The organism is Vibrio agarivorans (genome assembly GCF_030409635.1).
GTDB lineage: Bacteria > Pseudomonadota > Gammaproteobacteria > Enterobacterales > Vibrionaceae > Vibrio > Vibrio agarivorans.
The window spans coordinates 1,764,714-1,782,871 of sequence record NZ_JAUFQF010000004.1 but is presented as its reverse complement, the minus strand read 5'-3'; the positions used below and the strand labels follow the sequence as shown (position 1 = coordinate 1,782,871).

17 protein-coding genes are annotated in these 18,158 nt (G+C 46.7%); 6 read left to right on the top strand and 11 right to left on the bottom strand.

The window, feature by feature from the left end; genetic code table 11:
• Entirely contained in the window at positions 1-639 is a 639-nt protein-coding gene (gene purN / locus QWZ05_RS16670) for a phosphoribosylglycinamide formyltransferase (RefSeq protein WP_264878157.1), read from the top strand.
• A 73-nt stretch (positions 640-712) separates the two neighbouring features.
• Here the strand turns inward: purN and QWZ05_RS16665 are convergent, their stop codons facing one another.
• Positions 713-1,558, bottom strand: coding sequence for a class II glutamine amidotransferase (locus tag QWZ05_RS16665; protein WP_264878156.1), 846 nt, complete (start codon positions 1,556-1,558; stop codon positions 713-715).
• A gap of 52 nt (positions 1,559-1,610) precedes the next feature.
• Positions 1,611-2,189 carry a D-sedoheptulose 7-phosphate isomerase gene (gene lpcA, locus QWZ05_RS16660; RefSeq protein ID WP_264878155.1) on the bottom strand — a complete coding sequence of 193 codons (579 nt, stop codon included), beginning with the start codon at positions 2,187-2,189 and terminating at the stop codon, positions 1,611-1,613.
• A gap of 309 nt (positions 2,190-2,498) precedes the next feature.
• On the opposite strand from lpcA, the gene fadE reads away from it, so the two are divergent.
• The gene (gene fadE / locus QWZ05_RS16655; protein ID WP_264878154.1) at positions 2,499-4,943 is read left to right on the top strand and encodes an acyl-CoA dehydrogenase FadE; all 2,445 of its coding nucleotides are present in this window, start codon (positions 2,499-2,501) and stop codon (positions 4,941-4,943) included.
• Between the two features lie 100 nt (positions 4,944-5,043).
• Here fadE and QWZ05_RS16650 read toward each other — a convergent pair whose 3' ends face one another.
• Together QWZ05_RS16650 and dnaQ are read right to left on the bottom strand one after the other, a co-directional pair.
• Positions 5,044-6,291 carry a TIGR03503 family protein gene (locus QWZ05_RS16650; RefSeq protein ID WP_264878153.1) on the bottom strand — a complete coding sequence of 416 codons (1,248 nt, stop codon included), beginning with the start codon at positions 6,289-6,291 and terminating at the stop codon, positions 5,044-5,046.
• An 8-nt stretch (positions 6,292-6,299) separates the two neighbouring features.
• A complete protein-coding gene (dnaQ, locus tag QWZ05_RS16645; RefSeq protein WP_264878152.1) occupies positions 6,300-7,040 on the bottom strand; it encodes a DNA polymerase III subunit epsilon in 741 nt (246 codons plus the stop codon).
• Positions 7,041-7,122: 82 nt separating this feature from the next.
• Here dnaQ and rnhA point away from each other — a divergent pair, with 82 nt between their 5' ends.
• The gene (gene rnhA, locus QWZ05_RS16640) at positions 7,123-7,587 is read left to right on the top strand and encodes a ribonuclease HI (protein WP_264878151.1); all 465 of its coding nucleotides are present in this window, start codon (positions 7,123-7,125) and stop codon (positions 7,585-7,587) included.
• Positions 7,588-7,649: 62 nt separating this feature from the next.
• Here the strand turns inward: rnhA and QWZ05_RS16635 are convergent, their stop codons facing one another.
• From QWZ05_RS16635 to QWZ05_RS16625, 3 genes are all read right to left on the bottom strand, one after another.
• The gene (locus QWZ05_RS16635) at positions 7,650-9,644 is read right to left on the bottom strand and encodes a sensor domain-containing diguanylate cyclase (protein ID WP_290299544.1); all 1,995 of its coding nucleotides are present in this window, start codon (positions 9,642-9,644) and stop codon (positions 7,650-7,652) included.
• Positions 9,644-10,810, bottom strand: coding sequence for a sugar ABC transporter substrate-binding protein (locus QWZ05_RS16630; RefSeq protein ID WP_264878149.1), 1,167 nt, complete (start codon positions 10,808-10,810; stop codon positions 9,644-9,646). Before QWZ05_RS16630 ends, QWZ05_RS16635 begins: the two co-directional genes overlap by 1 nt.
• 194 nt (positions 10,811-11,004) lie before the next feature.
• Positions 11,005-11,754, bottom strand: coding sequence for a class I SAM-dependent methyltransferase (locus tag QWZ05_RS16625; RefSeq protein WP_264878148.1), 750 nt, complete (start codon positions 11,752-11,754; stop codon positions 11,005-11,007).
• Positions 11,755-11,784: 30 nt separating this feature from the next.
• On the opposite strand from QWZ05_RS16625, the gene gloB reads away from it, so the two are divergent.
• The 3 genes from gloB to QWZ05_RS16610 all read left to right on the top strand — a co-directional run bounded on the left by gloB (position 11,785) and on the right by QWZ05_RS16610 (position 14,887).
• Complete coding sequence (gene gloB, locus QWZ05_RS16620; protein ID WP_290299540.1) at positions 11,785-12,543, top strand: hydroxyacylglutathione hydrolase; 759 nt, start codon at positions 11,785-11,787, stop codon at positions 12,541-12,543.
• A gap of 71 nt (positions 12,544-12,614) precedes the next feature.
• On the top strand, positions 12,615-14,198 hold the full coding sequence (locus tag QWZ05_RS16615; RefSeq protein WP_290299539.1) for a lytic transglycosylase: 1,584 nt from the start codon (positions 12,615-12,617) through the stop codon (positions 14,196-14,198).
• A complete protein-coding gene (locus QWZ05_RS16610) occupies positions 14,198-14,887 on the top strand; it encodes a YIP1 family protein (protein WP_290299536.1) in 690 nt (229 codons plus the stop codon). Before QWZ05_RS16615 ends, QWZ05_RS16610 begins: the two co-directional genes overlap by 1 nt.
• Here QWZ05_RS16610 and QWZ05_RS16605 read toward each other — a convergent pair.
• From QWZ05_RS16605 to tilS, 4 genes are all read right to left on the bottom strand, one after another.
• A complete protein-coding gene (locus QWZ05_RS16605; protein ID WP_290299534.1) occupies positions 14,884-15,741 on the bottom strand; it encodes an endonuclease/exonuclease/phosphatase family protein in 858 nt (285 codons plus the stop codon). The two genes, QWZ05_RS16610 and QWZ05_RS16605, sit on opposite strands and share 4 nt — an antisense overlap.
• A 106-nt stretch (positions 15,742-15,847) precedes the next feature.
• Positions 15,848-16,186, bottom strand: coding sequence for a nitrogen regulatory protein P-II (gene glnB / locus QWZ05_RS16600; protein ID WP_264878144.1), 339 nt, complete (start codon positions 16,184-16,186; stop codon positions 15,848-15,850).
• 186 nt (positions 16,187-16,372) lie between these two features.
• The gene (locus QWZ05_RS16595; RefSeq protein ID WP_264878143.1) at positions 16,373-16,687 is read right to left on the bottom strand and encodes a c-type cytochrome; all 315 of its coding nucleotides are present in this window, start codon (positions 16,685-16,687) and stop codon (positions 16,373-16,375) included.
• A 56-nt stretch (positions 16,688-16,743) separates the two neighbouring features.
• A complete protein-coding gene (tilS, locus tag QWZ05_RS16590) occupies positions 16,744-18,102 on the bottom strand; it encodes a tRNA lysidine(34) synthetase TilS (protein WP_264878142.1) in 1,359 nt (452 codons plus the stop codon).
• Positions 18,103-18,158 lie beyond the last annotated feature (56 nt).

Below are 18,158 nucleotides of genomic sequence, written 5' to 3'. Positions count from 1 at the left end.
ATGAAAAGTATTGTTGTTTTAGTTTCAGGGAATGGTTCTAACTTACAGGCGATTATTGATGCTTGTGAAACCAACATTGATAATGGCAAAGTGACCGCTGTTTTTTCAAACAAAGCAACAGCTTATGCCCTAGAGAGAGCAAAATCTGCAGGTGCTGCAGCCAAACACCTCAACCCTGAAGATTTTGATACTCGTGACGCATTCGACAAAGAGCTCATGCGTCAAATGGATGAATACCAGCCAGATTTGGTTATCTTGGCTGGCTACATGCGCATTCTTAGTGGCGAGTTTGTTCGCCACTACCTTGGTCGCATGATCAACATTCACCCGTCGCTACTGCCTAAATACCCTGGTCTTAATACTTATCAGCGTGCAATCCATGCTGGCGATGAGGAGCATGGTACCAGCGTACATTTCGTAACAGAGCAACTGGACGGCGGGCCTGTCGTTCTTCAAGCAAAGGTGCCTATCTTTGAAGAAGATACCGTTGCAACATTGACTGAACGCGTTCAAACACAAGAGCACAACATCTATCCGATGGTGGCTAAGTGGTTTGTTGAAGACCGTTTGGAGATGCGTCAAGGCAAAGCCTTCTTAGATGGCAAGCAATTGGGTATTCACGGTCACGCGCCTGAATAGTGAGTCTTGTTACTCTCCCATAGATAAAGAAAAAGGTAGTGAACTCACTACCTTTTTTAATGCCTTGAGCTTATCACTCTAACGGCTCTGTCGGAGCTTGATTCCCCGGTTTTGCCGCAGCGAAGGGAATATGATCAAGTTGATTGGCGTTGCCGTCAATCAGCTCGCCAAAATGAAGAATACCGTATTCTCCCGGTTTCATTCGATGCCATTGCTCATTGTCGGTCAGTGGTTGTGTGGCTATAACGGAAACCACATCTCTTGGTGTCGTCTCTTCTTGAAAGTTGATTGTGACATCTTCATCAATCAAGGTCGCCTTTCCAAAAGGTGCACGGCGTGTTATCCAGTAAAGGTGATTGGTGCAATAGGTCATCACATACTCACCGTCTGACAGCAGCATGTTAAATACACCCAACTCTTTGAGTTCATCACAACACTGAGCGATAAAACGAAAAACACCGACCATGTCCTGCGGTGGCTCTGGGTATTGCTGCTCCATCTTGTTTAATAACCAACAAAATGACAGCTCACTGTCTGTTTGCCCTACAGGTCTATGGCGTCCCGTTTGCAACCCTTGAAAATTACTCAGTTGCCCGTTATGAGCAAATGTCCAATATCGCCCCCACAACTCTCGGGTAAACGGATGGGTATTTTCTAGGTTCACTCCGCCACGGTTAGCCTGACGAATATGGCTGATAACCGCGCAACTCTTGATCGGATAGTTTTGTACCAACTCGGCAATTTTCGACTCACTACTCGGGTTAGGATCTTTAAAGTTACGAAACCCTTTACCTTCATAAAAAGTGATACCCCACCCGTCTCGGTGCGGGCCAGTATTGCCACCACGTTGCATCAATCCTGTAAAACTAAAACAGATATCTGTTGGCACATTTGCGCTCATGCCGAGCAGTTCACACATGGTTCAATTGACTCCTTTACTCAAACCCTTGCGACGACCTAGTGGAAACTGATTAAGCTTCCATCTCCTTTTCGATCAGTTGAATCACGATGTGAATGATCTTGATATGGATTTCTTGGATGCGATCAGCATAACCAAAGTGAGGAACACGAATTTCAATATCCGCAGCACCTGCCATTTTACCGCCATCTTTACCAGTTAGCGCAATCGTCTTCATGCCTTTTGCTTGCGCCGCTTCGATCGCTTTTAGAATGTTTCCAGAATTACCCGATGTCGACAAACCAAATAAAACATCACCTGTCGAACCTACCGCTTCCACGTAGCGAGAGAACACATAGTCGTATCCAAAGTCATTACTCACGCACGATAGGTGGCTAGGATCAGAAATCGCAATGCCAGCATAGCCAGGGCGGTTTTCACGGTAACGTCCAGTCAACTCTTCGGCAAAGTGCATTGCATCACAGTGAGAGCCACCGTTACCACACGAAAGCACCTTACCACCCTGCTTGAATGAGTCTGCGATCATTTTTGCTGCCGCTTCAATCTGAGCAATATTGTGATCGTCACTAAGGAACTTGTTGAGTACGTCTGCCGCTTCGGTCAATTCGCTTTTAATTAGATCCTGGTACATAGGCTATCTCTTCATTGTTATTTGTTGCCGCCACCTTGGCGTTTCTTTCGAGTTTACTCACTCAAAACGTTCTGTCGATAGCATAGGCGAAAGAATGGGCGAATAAGTGACATGTTCGTGCTCTGCTGGACAAAAATACGCCAGCCTAATTTTACTATTTGGAGTAAAGGCTCGATTTAGATCACTTTTTATTCAATTCTGACTTGAGCAAGATGTTAACAAAATGTTTAACTATAATTACCATTACTGGTTAGACCAGTAATTAAAATAATACGTATAAACCAACATGTGCCTCTGTAAGGAAACATTATGGAACTCTTGCTCTCTACACTCGTCATCCTCTTTGCGGTCAGTTACGCCCTCTATCAAAGACTCTCTTTGATGACAGGACTCATAACAACCGCAGCTGCAATGCTTGTCACCACACTTTTTGGTTCAACCGGTAGTATCACTTGGATTGTATTTGCGGCTATTGCAGCAGTACTGACAGTACCCAGCATTCGCTACTCACTATTTTCTCGTAAAGCACTGTCGGTTTTTCGCAAGGTTCTGCCAGCGATGTCTCAAACAGAAAAAGAGGCACTCGCCGCAGGCACGGTCTGGTGGGAGGCCGAACTATTCAAAGGCAAACCGAAGTGGGATGACCTACACAGTATTTCTGCTCCGCAATTGACCGCTGAAGAGCAAGCCTTTCTTGATGGTCCTGTCAATGAAGTGTGTGCAATGGTGAATGATTTTGAGGTGACTCATGAGCTGGCGGATTTACCTCCTCATGTATGGCAATACTTAAAGGACAATAAGTTCTTTGCCATGATCATCAAGAAAAAATACGGTGGCTTAGAATTTTCAGCGTACGCCCAATCTTTAGTACTGCAAAAACTCAGCGGCGTGTCTGCTGTGCTTTCATCTACTGTTGGCGTACCAAACTCTCTCGGCCCTGGTGAGTTACTGCAGCACTACGGCACAAAAGAACAACAAGACCACTACCTACCACGATTAGCTGAAGGTAAAGAGATCCCTTGTTTCGCTCTAACTAGCCCAGAGGCAGGTTCTGATGCGGGTGCCATCCCTGATTTTGGCATTGTGTGCAAAGGCCAATGGGAAGGGAAAGAAGTTTTGGGTATGCGCCTAACTTGGAATAAGCGATATATCACTCTAGCGCCTGTTGCCACTGTGCTTGGTCTCGCCTTTAAGCTGCGCGATCCTGAAGGATTATTGGGTGACACTGAAGATCTTGGCATCACTTGTGCGCTAATTCCGACTCACCTTAAAGGAGTTGAGATAGGTAACCGCCACTTCCCACTGAATGTCCCCTTCCAAAATGGCCCTACCCGTGCCAACGACCTTTTCGTACCAATGGATTACATCATCGGTGGCCCTAAAATGGCAGGACAAGGTTGGCGTATGCTGGTGGAGTGTCTCTCTGTAGGACGCGGCATTACACTGCCATCCAACAGCACCGGAGCACTAAAAACCGCAGCAATGGCCACTGGCGCTTATGCGCGCATTCGTCGACAGTTCAAACAACCAATCGGTCATATGGAAGGTATCGAAGCGCCACTGTCACGTATCGCGGGTAACGCCTATGTGATGGACGCGGCGAGTAACCTTACCGTTGCAGGTATCGATCTAGGCCAGAAACCGTCGGTTATTTCTGCCATTGTCAAATACCACTGTACTCACCGAGGTCAACAAAGTGTGATTGACGCGATGGATATTGTTGGAGGTAAAGGTATCTGTATGGGGCCTGCAAACTTCCTTGCGCGTGGCTATCAAGGAGCACCAATTGCCATAACGGTCGAGGGCGCGAATATCTTAACTCGCTCAATGATCATCTATGGCCAAGGCGCGATTCGTTGCCACCCATATGTATTAAGTGAAATGGAAGCGGCCCATTCACAGCACAACAATGCTCTTGACCAATTTGACCATGCGCTAATGGGTCACGTTGGATTTACCATGAGTAACCTTGTTCGCAGCCTGTGGCTCGGCCTGACCGATGGTTATGGTAGTGCTAGCCCAATCAATGACAGTACTAAGCGCTACTATCAAAAACTCAATCGCTACAGCGCCAACCTTGCGTTACTCTCTGATATTTCAATGGCGGTACTCGGCGGCTCTCTGAAACGCAAAGAGCGCTTATCAGCGCGGCTTGGTGATATTCTAAGCCAACTCTACCTAAGCTCTGCGACATTAAAACGCTTCGATCAAGAAGGACGTAAAACAGAAGACTTACCACTACTGGAATGGGGTTTACAAGACAGCTTGTATCAAGCCGAAGTCGCAATTGATGAGTTCTTGGCAAACTTCCCTAATCGAGTTACTGGTCGAGCGCTGCGTGTATTGCTGCTGCCATTCGGGCGTGTTCGTCGCTTACCAAGCGATAAGCTTGATCACAAAGTCGCGCAGTTGATGCAAACACCGAATGAATCGAGAGATCGTATCGGGCGCTTCCAATACCTAGAGCCAACACGCAATAACCCAGCCGGCCGTATCAACGACACACTAAGTCTGATATTACAAGTAGAGCCTCTTTTCGACAAAGTGTGTAAAGCGCGCAAAGAGCGTCGTCCCTTTACTCAGCTTGATACGGTTGCAGAACTTGGTCTTGCTGAAGGGATTTTAACCTCTGAGGAAGCAGATTTATTACGTAAAGCCGAAGCTCGTCGACTTGAAACCATTAACGTCGATGATTTTGAACCTGACTACCTCGCCGCCAAAAAAAGCCCAGCTAAACTGGTAGAGGTCGCATAGTGCCCTGTGCTAATTTGGTACTGGATCTTTAAGTAACCCCCCAAGTAAAAAGCCCAGCAAGTTTACGTTGCTGGGCTTCTATTATTCTTCACATTCAAGTCTATTTCGGCAGGTCTAATTGCATTTCAGGTAACTCTGCTTTTTTCGCTTTGCGTCTGCGTAATAAGAACCACGTCAGTAACCCAATAACAATAACCGCAATGTTCCCCACAATCACCCATATCACTGCACGCTTACGCACCTCGGCTCGGTGTGCCATAAGGTGTTGCTCTTGCTGGCGTTTAAGTTGTTCTTGTCGCTCTAGCTCTTGTAAACGACGAGTTTCCTCAAGATCAATTTCTTCCGCGACAGAATAACTGCGGTTGGCGAAACGAAACTGCAAAGAACGCTTACTGGCCAAGTCGGTCGCAAACACCGTGGTGTCCCAAGTGTAATTACCCAGCGCTCCTTGATAAGGAATTGCCAAGTTGAGCTCAGTCTCATCTGGTTTTGCGACTAACTCAACATGGTTGACTTCTTTGCTAGGGTTTACGTGATCCACTTTAGCAGCCAGCGAGCCGGGCTCAATCATGCCGGACTCACCAGATACCCGCACCTGATGACTTTTCCCTGGCTCTCTGGATTGCTCAAGTGTGACACTCACAGGGGTTGGATACACCAACACCTCTTGCTCAATCGCACGCAAAAAGACACCGTTTCCTGAGGTAATACGCACGCGGTACTTACCCGGCACTGGTGTGATAGGTAGGGCAACGGTAAACCGCCCATCGCCAGCCACTTCATCTAAACCCTGGCCATCATCAGCAAACTCACCGACAACTTCTGGAACGGGTTTTGCTTGTGCGAGCAATTCAGACTCATTCTCGACGTACTTAGTGAAGGTGACTCGCAAGTTCACCCTGTCGAGAAAATCTCGTAACACCAGAGGATCACCATCTGAGGTTAATTCTGCCGTGAACTTAATCTCTTCCCCTTGATAAAGACGGGAGGGCAGTGTATCCGCTCTCAGCTCTAGATGGGAAATCAGCAGAATCTTGTTCTTTGGTGTGACTTTACCCACCGCTTGCCATGGGCCGGGCATTGGGTTGTCAATCGACACAATGTCCATCGCTGACTCTTGATACCAACGAACATTGTCTTCATTTTTCCATGCATAGTATTTTTTACCGTCAGGCCTCACCAACACAACCGGTTGAGAGCGCTCTGCGCGGTAAATTACAAACGTGATCTGCTCGATAGAAGGATCAACACGAAAACGGTTGTCGAGTAGTGACATTGCGCTCTCTTGAGAGGCAAAGCTTATACTACTAAACAGAACTAAAAATAGAGCTATCACCGCCGTTTTCATGAACTCTCCTACTGACGCCAAAGACAAGCACCACCTTTTTCAACGATATCCAATCGAGATTGGTGCGCTTCTAACTCATCGGCAGAAGCATGCAAAACCTTTAGCGGTTTTCGACCAACTAGACGGCGAATCTCTTCGCCTCCTTGCTCGCCATTATCATTGTTGGCATTAAACTGCAGTGCGGTTTGCCCACCAGTCATCGCCAGATAAACATCCGCGAGGATCTCAGCATCGAGCAATGCCCCGTGAAGAACACGCGCAGAGGTATCAATCGTGTAGTGTTTAGCGAGAGAGTCTAGGTTCTTCCTCGCTGGCATGTTGGCCATTTTCTTAGCCATTGCCAGCGTATCGGTCACTTTACATAAGTCAGCCGTAGTCGCGTTCGATGGGTCGAGCTTTGCAAACTCATGGTCCATAAAGCCCACATCGAAGGGCGCGTTATGGGCAATCAGCTCTGCACCACGAATGAAATCAACAAACTCTTGGTGAATCTCATTATATTGCGGCTTATCACGCAAAAACTCGTCCGTGATGCCGTGAACCTCGATTGCATCGGGTTGAATTTCACGGTCTGGCTTAATGTAGACATGGTAGTGACGGCCAGTCAGCTTTCGGTTAATGATCTCTACCGCACCAATTTCGATGATGCGATGTCCTTCATAGTGTGGGCCGCCTTCGCGGTTCATACCTGTGGTTTCTGTATCGAGAACCACGATTCTGTGTGTCGTAGAATTGTCGCTAGTATTCATATCAAATATTGTGTCAGACTATATACTTAGATGAGTCTGCACCAGTCTCTTTTAATCAACGCTGAAACTATAGTATCAAATCATGACAAAACTCGTGGAAATTTTCACTGATGGATCTTGCCTTGGCAACCCAGGTCCAGGGGGCTATGGCATTGTCCTACGCTATAAGCAAACTGAGAAGACTCTCGCTAAGGGATATACCCTCACCACGAACAATCGCATGGAGATGCTTGCTGCGGTTGTGGCGCTGCAAACCCTCAAGCAGCCGTGCCAAGTTATATTAACCACAGACAGTCAATATGTCCGCCAAGGTATTACCCAATGGATTCACAACTGGAAAAAACGCGATTGGAAAACGGCGGATAAGAAACCAGTAAAAAATGCCGACCTATGGAAAGCGCTTGATACTGAAACTCAGCGTCACCAAGTCGATTGGCGTTGGGTGAAAGGCCATGCTGGGCATCGCGAAAACGAAATGTGTGACGAACTGGCACGAACTGCTGCAGAAAACCCAACCGAGGTTGATGAGGGCTACCAAGCTTCTTAACTGTAACCGAGCTTTTTAACCATAACAGGCCCTATCGAGGCCTGTTTTCTTTAATCGTTACGTTATCTTTGATGCTCACGCCCACTTGGGTTATCACGTTCACTCTGGTAATAGTGACGATGCTTGCTGCGATACATATTGTCATCCGCCACTTGAAACATGTCATCTAAGTCAGTATCACAACTGTGCACGGTACCGATTGACAGACTGACCGCATGGGCTTGCCCCTGCACATCGAAGATCACTGTATTTTCTTGTCTGGTCGACATATCTGCTTCAAGAGCCGCGAGTTCGGAATAAGTGATACCAGGCAGCAGCAGAACAAACTCGTCACCACCGACTCGATAAATATTGGACATAAGTTTTGCAGAGCTAATATGAAGTAGTTCACTACACTTGATAATCAGCTTGTCACCTAATTCATGGCCATACTGATCATTGATTGGCTTTAAGCCATTAATATCCACCACTATCAGACCAAGTTGTTGCTCTTTACCTTTCTCAAACTGCTGCTTTAGATAAGCAAAGTCATCATCAAAGGCAAGACGATTAAAGCTATTGGTTAAGCCATCACAACGGGTAATACGCTCTAACTCTACCCAAGAGGCTAGCTGCTGGCAGTAAATATCCATTAGAAGCTGTTCTTCATCCGATAAAATCAATGGATAGTAAGATAAATACCCCTGCACCTTATCTACTGAAGAGAGCAGTTCAACATGGCTACGTTCATGAGGCTGATAAGTAAATGTCACTCGCTCAAACCCAAACAGAGATTTAAGCTGTTGCTCGACTAAGCCGGGTAAACCTCGATAACCAACATGGGAAAAGCGACTAATATGAGAGAGGATGCTATCGAGCAACTTGCGGTGTTTTTCTACCCGAGAGAGTGTTTTCTGCAACACTTGAGTCTTATCAGCCACTTGCTCCTCAAGGCGGGCATTGAAGCTCTCTAGCTGACGGTTTTTTTCCGCGATAGTGATATTCGCATCTTCAAGTTTAACGTTTGAAGCCTCTAACTCAGCGACTTGCATGCCGATACGTTGGCGCTGTGCCTTGATAAGTCGGTCGATATCCCGCAGTTCGGTAAACACAAACTTGAATGGCCTCGCTACGCCGATGACTTCATCACGGGACAGAGCCATCACAACTTGGCTAATACGAGAAAATTGCAGATTAAAGAGACGGTTGACCGCCCATACCACCAGCAAGGTCACTAGTAGGACAACGCCAATCACCCTGCGCATCTGGTATTGGTACTCATTTAATTGAGCGGTTCGTGCACTGTTTGAAAGGTAATAATCCACTTGAACCTCAAAAGGCTGTTCAAGTAACCGATGACTAACACTCAGCGTTCGAGAGAACCCATGCTGAATGTCTAGCCCAACATTTTCCAATTGCTGATGAAAAACGATTGACTCTCCTTCGAGCAATAGCGGGGCGACGCGGGCACTAATGCTACTATAATCTAGTAGTACAACAATATAGCCTTGTGGCTCATATAGGCTGACTTCCTCTAACGTAAATGGCAACAGTGGAGCAATAATTGCCACACCAGCGCCCGCCCCTGTTTTGACCAACTGTGCCTCATTATAAGTCACTGTTAACCCTAGACCCTTAGAGAGGGTTGGCTGCATTGTTTTAAGAACGGAAATCAATGTGCTGTTTTCAAACTGATATAGATTACCGCCAGCCTCATAAGCAATGTCCCAATCACGATCTATAAAATACACCGCTGCATCAATATCCGTGAGATCGACGAAATCGTGAATTTTTCGCTCCATCGGCGCTGAGAACATAATGTTGTTCGCAGCCTGAATAACAAAGCGATCTGATGAATAGAGTGCGATGGTGTCGAGCAAACGTGTTACATCACTGCGAATTGTCGTTATCACCGCGGTTTCGGTGTTGTTCAGCTGACGCTCTTTTTGATCATGCAGGAAAGAAATTTGGTTATTCGTGAAGTAATGACTCACATAGAGCATTGGCAACAATGCGCAACAAGCGACGACGATATACAACGCGAGCTTAATACTAATGGTTGGAAAACGTCGCTTCATTACAATCTCTGTTGATACTTAACGAAAAAGGTTTCAAAGAACGTCGCCGCCTCATCAACGGGCATTCCTTCATTGATGCGCTGTAGAGTTCGAGCAAGCGACTCCCATGCAATACTGAGGCGAGGGTCAACCGGCATCGGCTGAGCTGATAAATATTGTTGATAGAGTGCGTGTTCGAGTTCGGTACGGTTTAAATGGTTCTGATTGAAGCTTGAGTTTGCCGACACATGATATGTCTCTTGCTGCAGTCGACTCAAAAATGCTGGTTGCTGCATCAACTCAATAAAACGCTGTAATGCCGCTTTTTTGTCTTGGTCTGCCATTGCCATTTCAGTCAATGCTACCACCTTCCCCCCAGAAAAAGATTGCATTGCTTTGCCCTGCCAAGTGGGCAAAAGTGGCGCAATGGCAAGGTGTTGCTCAATGTATTCTGCTGGGAAAAGACTCAATGCCCAATCACCGTCAATGAGGTAGTCCACCTCACCACTCACCAACCTATCGCGCCCACACTGATGAGCACAGTTGTCAGCAAGTACACCACTTTGCAATAGTGACTGCACAAAATGGATCGTTTGTGCAGTCGCATCTTGGTTAAACTCAAAACTGACCATAGGTGAGGAGTCGTAAAAAAGTGAGAAAAACGAGCTGAAGAAATAGGCATCTTCCACGCCCATTGCTACAACGGCGTTTGGGGATTCTTGATCGAGCGCTTGCTCAAGCGAGATAAGTTGCTCCCACGTTAACAGTGGTTCACTCACTCTGCGCTTGTCGTAATAGAGCATCAAGTGATTACCTAAAGACAAAGGTAGACCATAAACTTGCTCATCAATCATCAGGGACTCTAAGCTTTTTGGCTCAAAACTCGATTTGTCTACCCATTCAACAGGTAATGCAGCTAGTCCTATGTATTCATGCAGGCCGAGAAAGTCGGAAGGCACCCAAACCATATCGGGCACATAGGTGCCAAACATCTTGGCAATCAGCAGCTCTGAACGGATATCAAACGTTGAGCTGAACTGACGAATAGCGAGTTTATGTCCAGTCTCCTGCTCAAAATGCTGAGCAGCAGTTTGTAACAAATCGCCATGAAACGAAGACCAGACCTCAATGGTCACTCTGGGTTCACGGGCATCAGGAAACTCTCTCGCTTGGCTCGAAAATGCCAACAAGCACGCTATTAGGATGAAAGAAATACGAAAGGGATTTAACAAAAAGACTTACTCAGTTTACCAACTCAACCCTTGTTAGCATCATGTTATGCACACGCACACGTACCGCAAAAAAGATCCAGTAAAGTAACACGTCATTGATGTATTGCCATTAGAATTTTCACCACAATAGTGATGCAACTCAAAGTTACTTACAATTGTGGTCTGGTGTTGACTCGTATACCCACTTTTGAGTAATTGACCAAAGGCGATAAGCGACGTTTTAGCTGCCAATGAGGCTTTATCGGTTTGAGCGGACAGGTACGCTTTCGGGCCACGATAAAGTATAAACTGCCCATCGGGCGACACCATTGACCAAGGCTATTTTCAAGCCAAGTCCAAAAGGTGCGATTGTACTGATAAGGAAACACAGCATAGCTATCGCACTCAATCACCTCGTAATTCAGCACCCCTAACCAGTCTTTGATACGTGATGGCGTAAACATACGTCCACTCCAAGGTAGGTTATGTTTGCGCCAAGGCAATAGGCTCGATATCCCCGTGAGGCTTAAAGGGTTAAACCCCGTAAGGATCAAGTAACCATCATCAATCATCACGCGGTCGATTTCTCGCAGCAATCGATGTGGGTCATCACAAAAGTCTAATTGATGAGCTAAAATCACCGCATCGAAGCTTTTTTCGACAAAAGGCAACTCGTAAGAGTCAGCAATGACGCTCGCAATCGGATTATCGCGATCAAGATTAACTTGATGTTGAATATTACAAAAACAACTGGCAAGCTCACTGCTTAAGCCACCAAGTTTAAGCAAATGATAACCAAACAATTTTGGGCACCATTCATCTAAGCGAAGTTGAATTGACTCACTCACCCAGTGACCATTTTGTAGTTCACTCCATGTGGTGGGTTTATTAAGTTCCTTTTTACTACGAGCTGGCTTCATTCGTAACCTACATCATCTAGAGATTCAACTATGTTACATGTCAAAAGCATACCTGCATTTAACGATAATTACATCTGGCTAATTCAAAATAGCCAACAAGGATGTGCCGTGGTTGACCCCGGTGATGCTCAACCTGTGATCGACTACTTAACGCAACATAATCTTGAATTAGAAGTCATTTTAATTACTCATCACCACAATGATCACATTGGTGGTGTTGCGGAACTGGTGCGTCAGTTCCCACATGTTGATGTGTTTGGCCCGTTGAATGAACCTATTCCTACCGTGACACAAACACTGCAAGGTGGCGACCAGTTTGAGCTGTTTGGTGAACGCTTTTTAGTCCTCGATCTTGAAGGTCATACCGCCGGTCATATTGGTTTTGTCGGGGATGGTAAACTATTTTGTGGTGATGTCCTCTTTTCTGCGGGTTGTGGGCGCGTATTTGAAGGTACTATGGAGCAGATGTGGCGCTCTCTCGATAAAATCGCTAAGCTGCCGATTGAGACTGAGGTCTACTGCGCTCATGAGTACACACTCAGTAATATCGCTTTTGCTTTAGCGGTTGAACCAGAAAACCCACACCTTCTTGACTATCGTGATGAAGTAATTCGTTTACGCGGTATGGCGCAACCAACGCTGCCAACGACTATTGAGCAAGAAAAGCGCATTAACCCTTTTTTGCGACTTGAAGAGACCGGTGTGATGAAATCCGTGACAAACCGCACTGTTGCAAGCGATCCACTCGCCATTTTTACCGCATTACGTGAGTGGAAAAACGAATTTTGACAATCCTACCCTTGCCTAGTGGATATTGACGAAAGTATTATCAGCAGCCGAATATTAAAAAGGCTGTATTTATGCGCATTATCGTATGTGGTTTGTTAGGAACGATCTTAGTAGGTTGTCAGATCGCTCCCAACGCCGACTCTGACTCACAACCTAAAGAAACATCAAAAGGCGAAGTGAGCCAAGTGGAACCATCCACTGCGCAACAGCCTGTAAAAGAGACCATCAGCGAACCTGAAACGGTTGAAGAGCTGCCAGTTATCACGCCTCAATCTCAAGAAGACGTTTGGCAACGCATTGCGATGCAACTGGAAATGCCGATACCTGAGCACAAAACGGTGGATTACTACCGCACATGGTATCTAAAGCACCCGAGCCACCTACGCACGGTTTCTCAGCGTGCGCAGCCATTTATGTACCTCATTGTAGAGAAAATTGAAGAGCGTGGCCTGCCTATGGAGTTAGCGCTTCTTCCTATCGTAGAGAGCTCATTTGATGCCTTTGCCTACTCTCATGGTCGTGCCGCAGGTCTTTGGCAATTTGTGCCTGCAACAGGCGAAGCGATGGGTCTAGAGCAAAACTTCTGGTATGACGGTCGTCGTGACGTTTCTGCATCAACCGATGCCGCTCTTGATTATCTGACTCAGCAAAGCCAACGCTTTGATGGCGATTGGTCACATGCCATTGCTGCCTATAACAGTGGTGGTGGCCGTGTAAACAGTGCCATACGTCAAAATCGTAATGCAGGCAAGCCAACCGACTTCTTCTCTTTAAACCTGCCTAAAGAGACCAGCGGCTACGTACCAAAGCTACTCGCACTTGCTGACATCATTGCTAATCAAGAAAAATACGGTATTGAGATCCCGTCTATCCCGAATAAGAAAGTCGTTACACAGGTCGACCCACAAGAGCAGCTTGATCTTGCTGTCGCTGCGGAATACGCCGGCATTACCGTCAAAGAGCTGCAGAGCCTTAACCCGGCGTATAACCAGTGGTCAACAGCACCAGAAACACATCACCAACTTTTGCTACCGACAGCCTCGGTTGAACAGTTCAATAAGAATGTCGCTGACAACCGTGGCAAAGGGGTTCGCTTAGTCCGCTACCAAGTCAAATCGGGAGACAGCTTAAGTGTGATTGCACAGCGTCACAACACCACTAGTCAAGTGATTCGCACAGCGAATGGGTTGAGTAATGACAATATTCGAGTTGGCCAACACCTGATGGTGCCTAACTCGGTTAAAGATGATAAGGCTTACGCATTAACCGCTAGTAACCGCCTCAAGAGCACTCAGGCGCAATCACGCGGCCAATACAAGCTTAATCACCAAGTGCAAAGTGGCGAAAGCCTCTGGACTATCGCTAAATCACACAATGTCTCTTACCGCTCACTCGCACAGTGGAATGGCATGGCGCCAAATGACACCCTGCGCGTAGGTCAAAGCCTTGTAGTGTGGAAAGATGGTAAAGAGGGTTCGATTATCCGTACTGTCATCTACAACGTACGCTCAGGTGACACCATTAGCGGAATTGCTGATAAGTTTAAGGTGAAAAGTCGTGACGTGGTGAAATGGAACGAACTGCATAACCAAAAATACCTTCAGCCAGGCCAGCGCCTAAAACTGTATGTTGATGTCACTAAGGTAAGCGTGTAATGACTGGTTCAAGTAATCCACTAACCATGGTGGTCGATATCTTTCGAGCACCTTCTGCCGCCTTCTTAGCTCTGTATCAACGCAGTGCTTGGGGCTGGCAACCTTATATCCTATTGGTTCTAAGCCCGTTCCTGTTCTGGGGCGCGTATTTTGACCTGGCTGACTTTGACACCATGCAACAAGTACTTATTGCGCAATTGTCAAACGCGACACCAGAACAACTCGCGCAACTCGATGCGAACACATTAATGGCCAGTGAGATCATTAGCGATATTGCCGGGCGTACACTAACCATCATTATGCTGGCATTCTGGTTTAACTTGGCCACCAAGAATAACCAGCTTCAGTTGGGTTTCTGGAAGTGGTTTGCCGCAGCATCAGTGATGATCTTCCCTGCGGTCATTGGCGACTTAGCTAGCTATGTGAGTGTGTTACTCAAGCACGGCGACGTGATGATTTATGCCGCAGACCTAAATAGCCTGAACGGCCTGATTAAGCTGCCACTCGACCACAGTTGGTCACAATTTGCCAGCTCGTTCCCACTGCTGATGCCATGGTACATCGTATTAGGCTTTGCAGCGCTTGGCACTTGGACACAACTAGAACGTGGCCCAGCATTGGTGATCGCCACGCTCCCGTGGGTTGCCTTTTATACTATCTGGGCGCTGTTTATTATCATTGCCGGTTAAAGCTGAAATTGCGCGATGAGAGGGTTATGGTCAGAGGCGTCCGTTTTGGGCGCCTTTGCTGTTTTTAGGGTTAAACCTCGATAATAAATATGATCGAGGGGTAAGCCATTGACGAACTGTTTACGATAATCTGGCTCAAACAAAGCTGGCTTCAAGCCGACTTTGTTCAGTGCTTGTTGCATCACTTCGACGCGATCGGCACTCCAACTATTAAAGTCGCCAGCGGCAATAATCGGCCCTTGATGCTTTTGCAGTTGTGCCACCAACCTAGACAGCTGACGATGATACTCTTGAGTGCCGTAGGTGAAGTTCACAGAGTGGATATTGACCACGGCCAAACGCTCTCCATTGGAGAGCGTATACTCAGCATAAAGTGCCGATTTAGGTAGCCTTAACCATGGTTCAAGCTCGATATACGCACACGCCTTTGCAGGTAGCTCTTTAGCGACATTCAACACCCCCGCAGAAACATCAAACGCCTTAAAGGCGTCCACAGCATTGCCATTCCAATGCCCTTGACCAATCCAACCTTGTAGTTCTTTGGTTAAACTTGCCTCTTGTAGCAACACAAGGTGACTATCTCGGCTTAAGCGATCTAGTGTCACCTTCCAGTTATGGCGGTTTTGTTTATAGATGTTCCACACTAAGACATCAATTTGCCCATCGTTGTCCAAAACCTCTGGGGCATGGTTGTTATAGCATTGAATATCAGGAGCGGGCTCTACGGTTTTATCGAATACCACCAACTGCGGCTTTTCTGGAGCAGAAAAAATCATTTCAAAGCCAGCGACGACTGCCGTTCCAGCTAACGCGAACATCACCAAACCAATCGACAAAAATCGCTTCAAAATCATCACTCCATCACTATCAATCTCTTCGAGTATAAACCGAACCTATCAATAGGCACAAAAAAAGGAGCAACTGCTCCTTTTTGTAAACCATCACGATGCAAAGAGGTGGTTAGATCGCCTCTTCGTCCTCTTCACCTGTGCGAATACGAACGATACGTTCGATGTCAGTGACAAAGATTTTACCATCACCAATCTTACCCGTTTGCGCCGTTTCAATAATGGTATCAACGCATTGATCAGCGACATCTGCACTAACAACGATCTCAAGCTTCACTTTAGGCAGAAAGTCAACCATGTACTCTGCCCCACGATAGAGCTCAGTGTGGCCTTTTTGACGACCAAAGCCTTTTACCTCAGAAACCGTCATACCCGTGATACCGACTTCTGCTAGCGCTTCACGCACATCATCAAGTTTGAATGGCTTGATAATCGCTTCAATTTTTTTCATGTTAATCCCTTGAGCCTATTCACTTTAGGGGCATTATATACCACTTGTTTGCGCAAGATGCAGCTCTGTTGCAGAATAAATGTAACGAAGGGGAACAAGATCGCACTCCTGGCATTTAATCGTTTGCGCAAAAGCCCCCTAACGAACAGGTAACTGTGGTTAACATGCTAATTTGCCTCTTATTGGTTACTTTAAGTTGGCGTAGTAGGCCGCTAGGTTGGCAATATCTTGGTCACTCAGCATCGCCGCTTGCGCCTGCATCACTGCAGCAAGGCCGCCTTGACGTTCTTTGTTTTTATAGGCTTTGACTGAAGATATAAGGTATTGTTCGTTTTGACCCTTGAGGTTTGGATAACCCGGAATGGTGGCAATACCATCTGCACCATGACACGCTGCACAAATTGCCGCTTTTGCTTTACCAGCTTCTGCATCGCCAGCAGCCATAACATTCATGCTCATCATCGCTAAGCCCGCGACTACACCTACCATTACTTTTTTCATTGCGCTTCCTTATTGCTTTTAAATTTGCTTCACACGTTTTTTCTATGCTTACTTTTTTACGAATTCTGCTTGAAATTGGATGACTTTAGCCAAGTTAAAGTCAGTGCCTGTCCAGAAAACTGCCGGTCAACGAACAAGTCACCGACAGCAACCACACGCTGTTCCGTTACAATAATCGGGATACGTCGTCGTTGCCAGCTTGGTACGCCATATTCTTGAAATAGCTTCTTTAATTTACGACTATGTTGGCGCGATTCTGGATGAGCAGACAACCCCGTTGGGTCAAATATCACCCGATAACACTCACCCGAGCTAGGCGCTCGCAGAGTTTGAATTCCAATGCGAGTCTCTGAATTATCAACTTGGTTATCACATAAAGATAGCTCACCCAACTCATCAGGAAGCTGGACCGGGGTATTAATGGTTAAAGTTTGTGACCAATGTGAAACATCTACGTGCTCCGCCACCCAATAGAGTGCCCCTTGAAAGCGCCTCACGATTCCGTTCGCTAGTTTCAGCTCTGGGTTGGCATCCACTTTTGCACATGCGACGTTGTGCCAAAGCTGCTGCATTTGAGCCTGTGATGGCATCAGCTCTTGCTGCGTGGCAAGCCACATACGAAGTAGTCTATTTCGATACACTTCTGACTGGGAGCTCAAAGTATCAATCTGCAAGCCTCCAAATTCATTGATGGCCTCTTTAAGCTTGTCACTCATCAGCTCATCAAGCAGACTCTCCTGTTCAGCGCACAAGGTTGCCGTTCTGAGCGTGGACTGAAGTATCGTTGGCCAGCGCTCCTTCAAAGTCGGTGTCACGCTATGACGCAGAAAGTTTCGGTCAAAGCGTTGATCATGATTACTTTCATCTTCCACCCATTCGAGCTTGTGCTCACAAGCCCATGATTCAAGTTCACAACGAGAAAGCCCCAACAATGGGCGAACTTTCAATCCACTCGCAAAATAGGATACGGCCGCCATGGACGCTAAACCTTTCGGCCCGCTTCCGCGTTTCAGAGCAAGCAAAAAGGTCTCTAACTGATCATCACCATGTTGACCCGTCAGTAGAATAGAACGTGGCGTCATCCACTTCGTCAAGGCTTGATAACGTGCTTGGCGTGCAACTTGCTCGATACTCTCACCCTGAGACAAGTCGAGTGTTACTTTTATCACCTCCAGAGGGGTTTCAAGCGCCTCACACCACTTTTGACATGAGCTTGCCCAAGCATCGGCATTGTCACTCAGACCATGATGAACATGAACTGCCCGACAAGCCAAGCCCTGTTGCTGAGCATAACGCACAGACAAATTCAGTAAAGCAACAGAATCAAGCCCTCCGCTTAGCGCAACAACCAACTCGCTATCGGTTGTCACAACAGGCTCTATGACAGTTTGAAATTCAGTTTCGACACGGCTCATTGAGTTAAAAATATCCTAGCAAAGACAACAAAGGGCTGGCATAGCCAACCCTCCAT

Coding starts and splice junctions, on each gene's coding strand:
- purN (WP_264878157.1), top strand. CDS start 1: ATGAAAAGTATTGTTGTTTTAGTTTCAGGGAATGGTTCTAACTTACAG.
- QWZ05_RS16665 (WP_264878156.1), bottom strand. CDS start 1,558: ATGTGTGAACTGCTCGGCATGAGCGCAAATGTGCCAACAGATATCTGT.
- lpcA (WP_264878155.1), bottom strand. CDS start 2,189: ATGTACCAGGATCTAATTAAAAGCGAATTGACCGAAGCGGCAGACGTA.
- fadE (WP_264878154.1), top strand. CDS start 2,499: ATGGAACTCTTGCTCTCTACACTCGTCATCCTCTTTGCGGTCAGTTAC.
- QWZ05_RS16650 (WP_264878153.1), bottom strand. CDS start 6,291: ATGAAAACGGCGGTGATAGCTCTATTTTTAGTTCTGTTTAGTAGTATA.
- dnaQ (WP_264878152.1), bottom strand. CDS start 7,040: ATGAATACTAGCGACAATTCTACGACACACAGAATCGTGGTTCTCGAT.
- rnhA (WP_264878151.1), top strand. CDS start 7,123: ATGACAAAACTCGTGGAAATTTTCACTGATGGATCTTGCCTTGGCAAC.
- QWZ05_RS16635 (WP_290299544.1), bottom strand. CDS start 9,644: ATGAAGCGACGTTTTCCAACCATTAGTATTAAGCTCGCGTTGTATATC.
- QWZ05_RS16625 (WP_264878148.1), bottom strand. CDS start 11,754: ATGAAGCCAGCTCGTAGTAAAAAGGAACTTAATAAACCCACCACATGG.
- gloB (WP_290299540.1), top strand. CDS start 11,785: ATGTTACATGTCAAAAGCATACCTGCATTTAACGATAATTACATCTGG.
- QWZ05_RS16615 (WP_290299539.1), top strand. CDS start 12,615: ATGCGCATTATCGTATGTGGTTTGTTAGGAACGATCTTAGTAGGTTGT.
- QWZ05_RS16610 (WP_290299536.1), top strand. CDS start 14,198: ATGACTGGTTCAAGTAATCCACTAACCATGGTGGTCGATATCTTTCGA.
- QWZ05_RS16605 (WP_290299534.1), bottom strand. CDS start 15,741: ATGATTTTGAAGCGATTTTTGTCGATTGGTTTGGTGATGTTCGCGTTA.
- glnB (WP_264878144.1), bottom strand. CDS start 16,186: ATGAAAAAAATTGAAGCGATTATCAAGCCATTCAAACTTGATGATGTG.
- QWZ05_RS16595 (WP_264878143.1), bottom strand. CDS start 16,687: ATGAAAAAAGTAATGGTAGGTGTAGTCGCGGGCTTAGCGATGATGAGC.
- tilS (WP_264878142.1), bottom strand. CDS start 18,102: ATGAGCCGTGTCGAAACTGAATTTCAAACTGTCATAGAGCCTGTTGTG.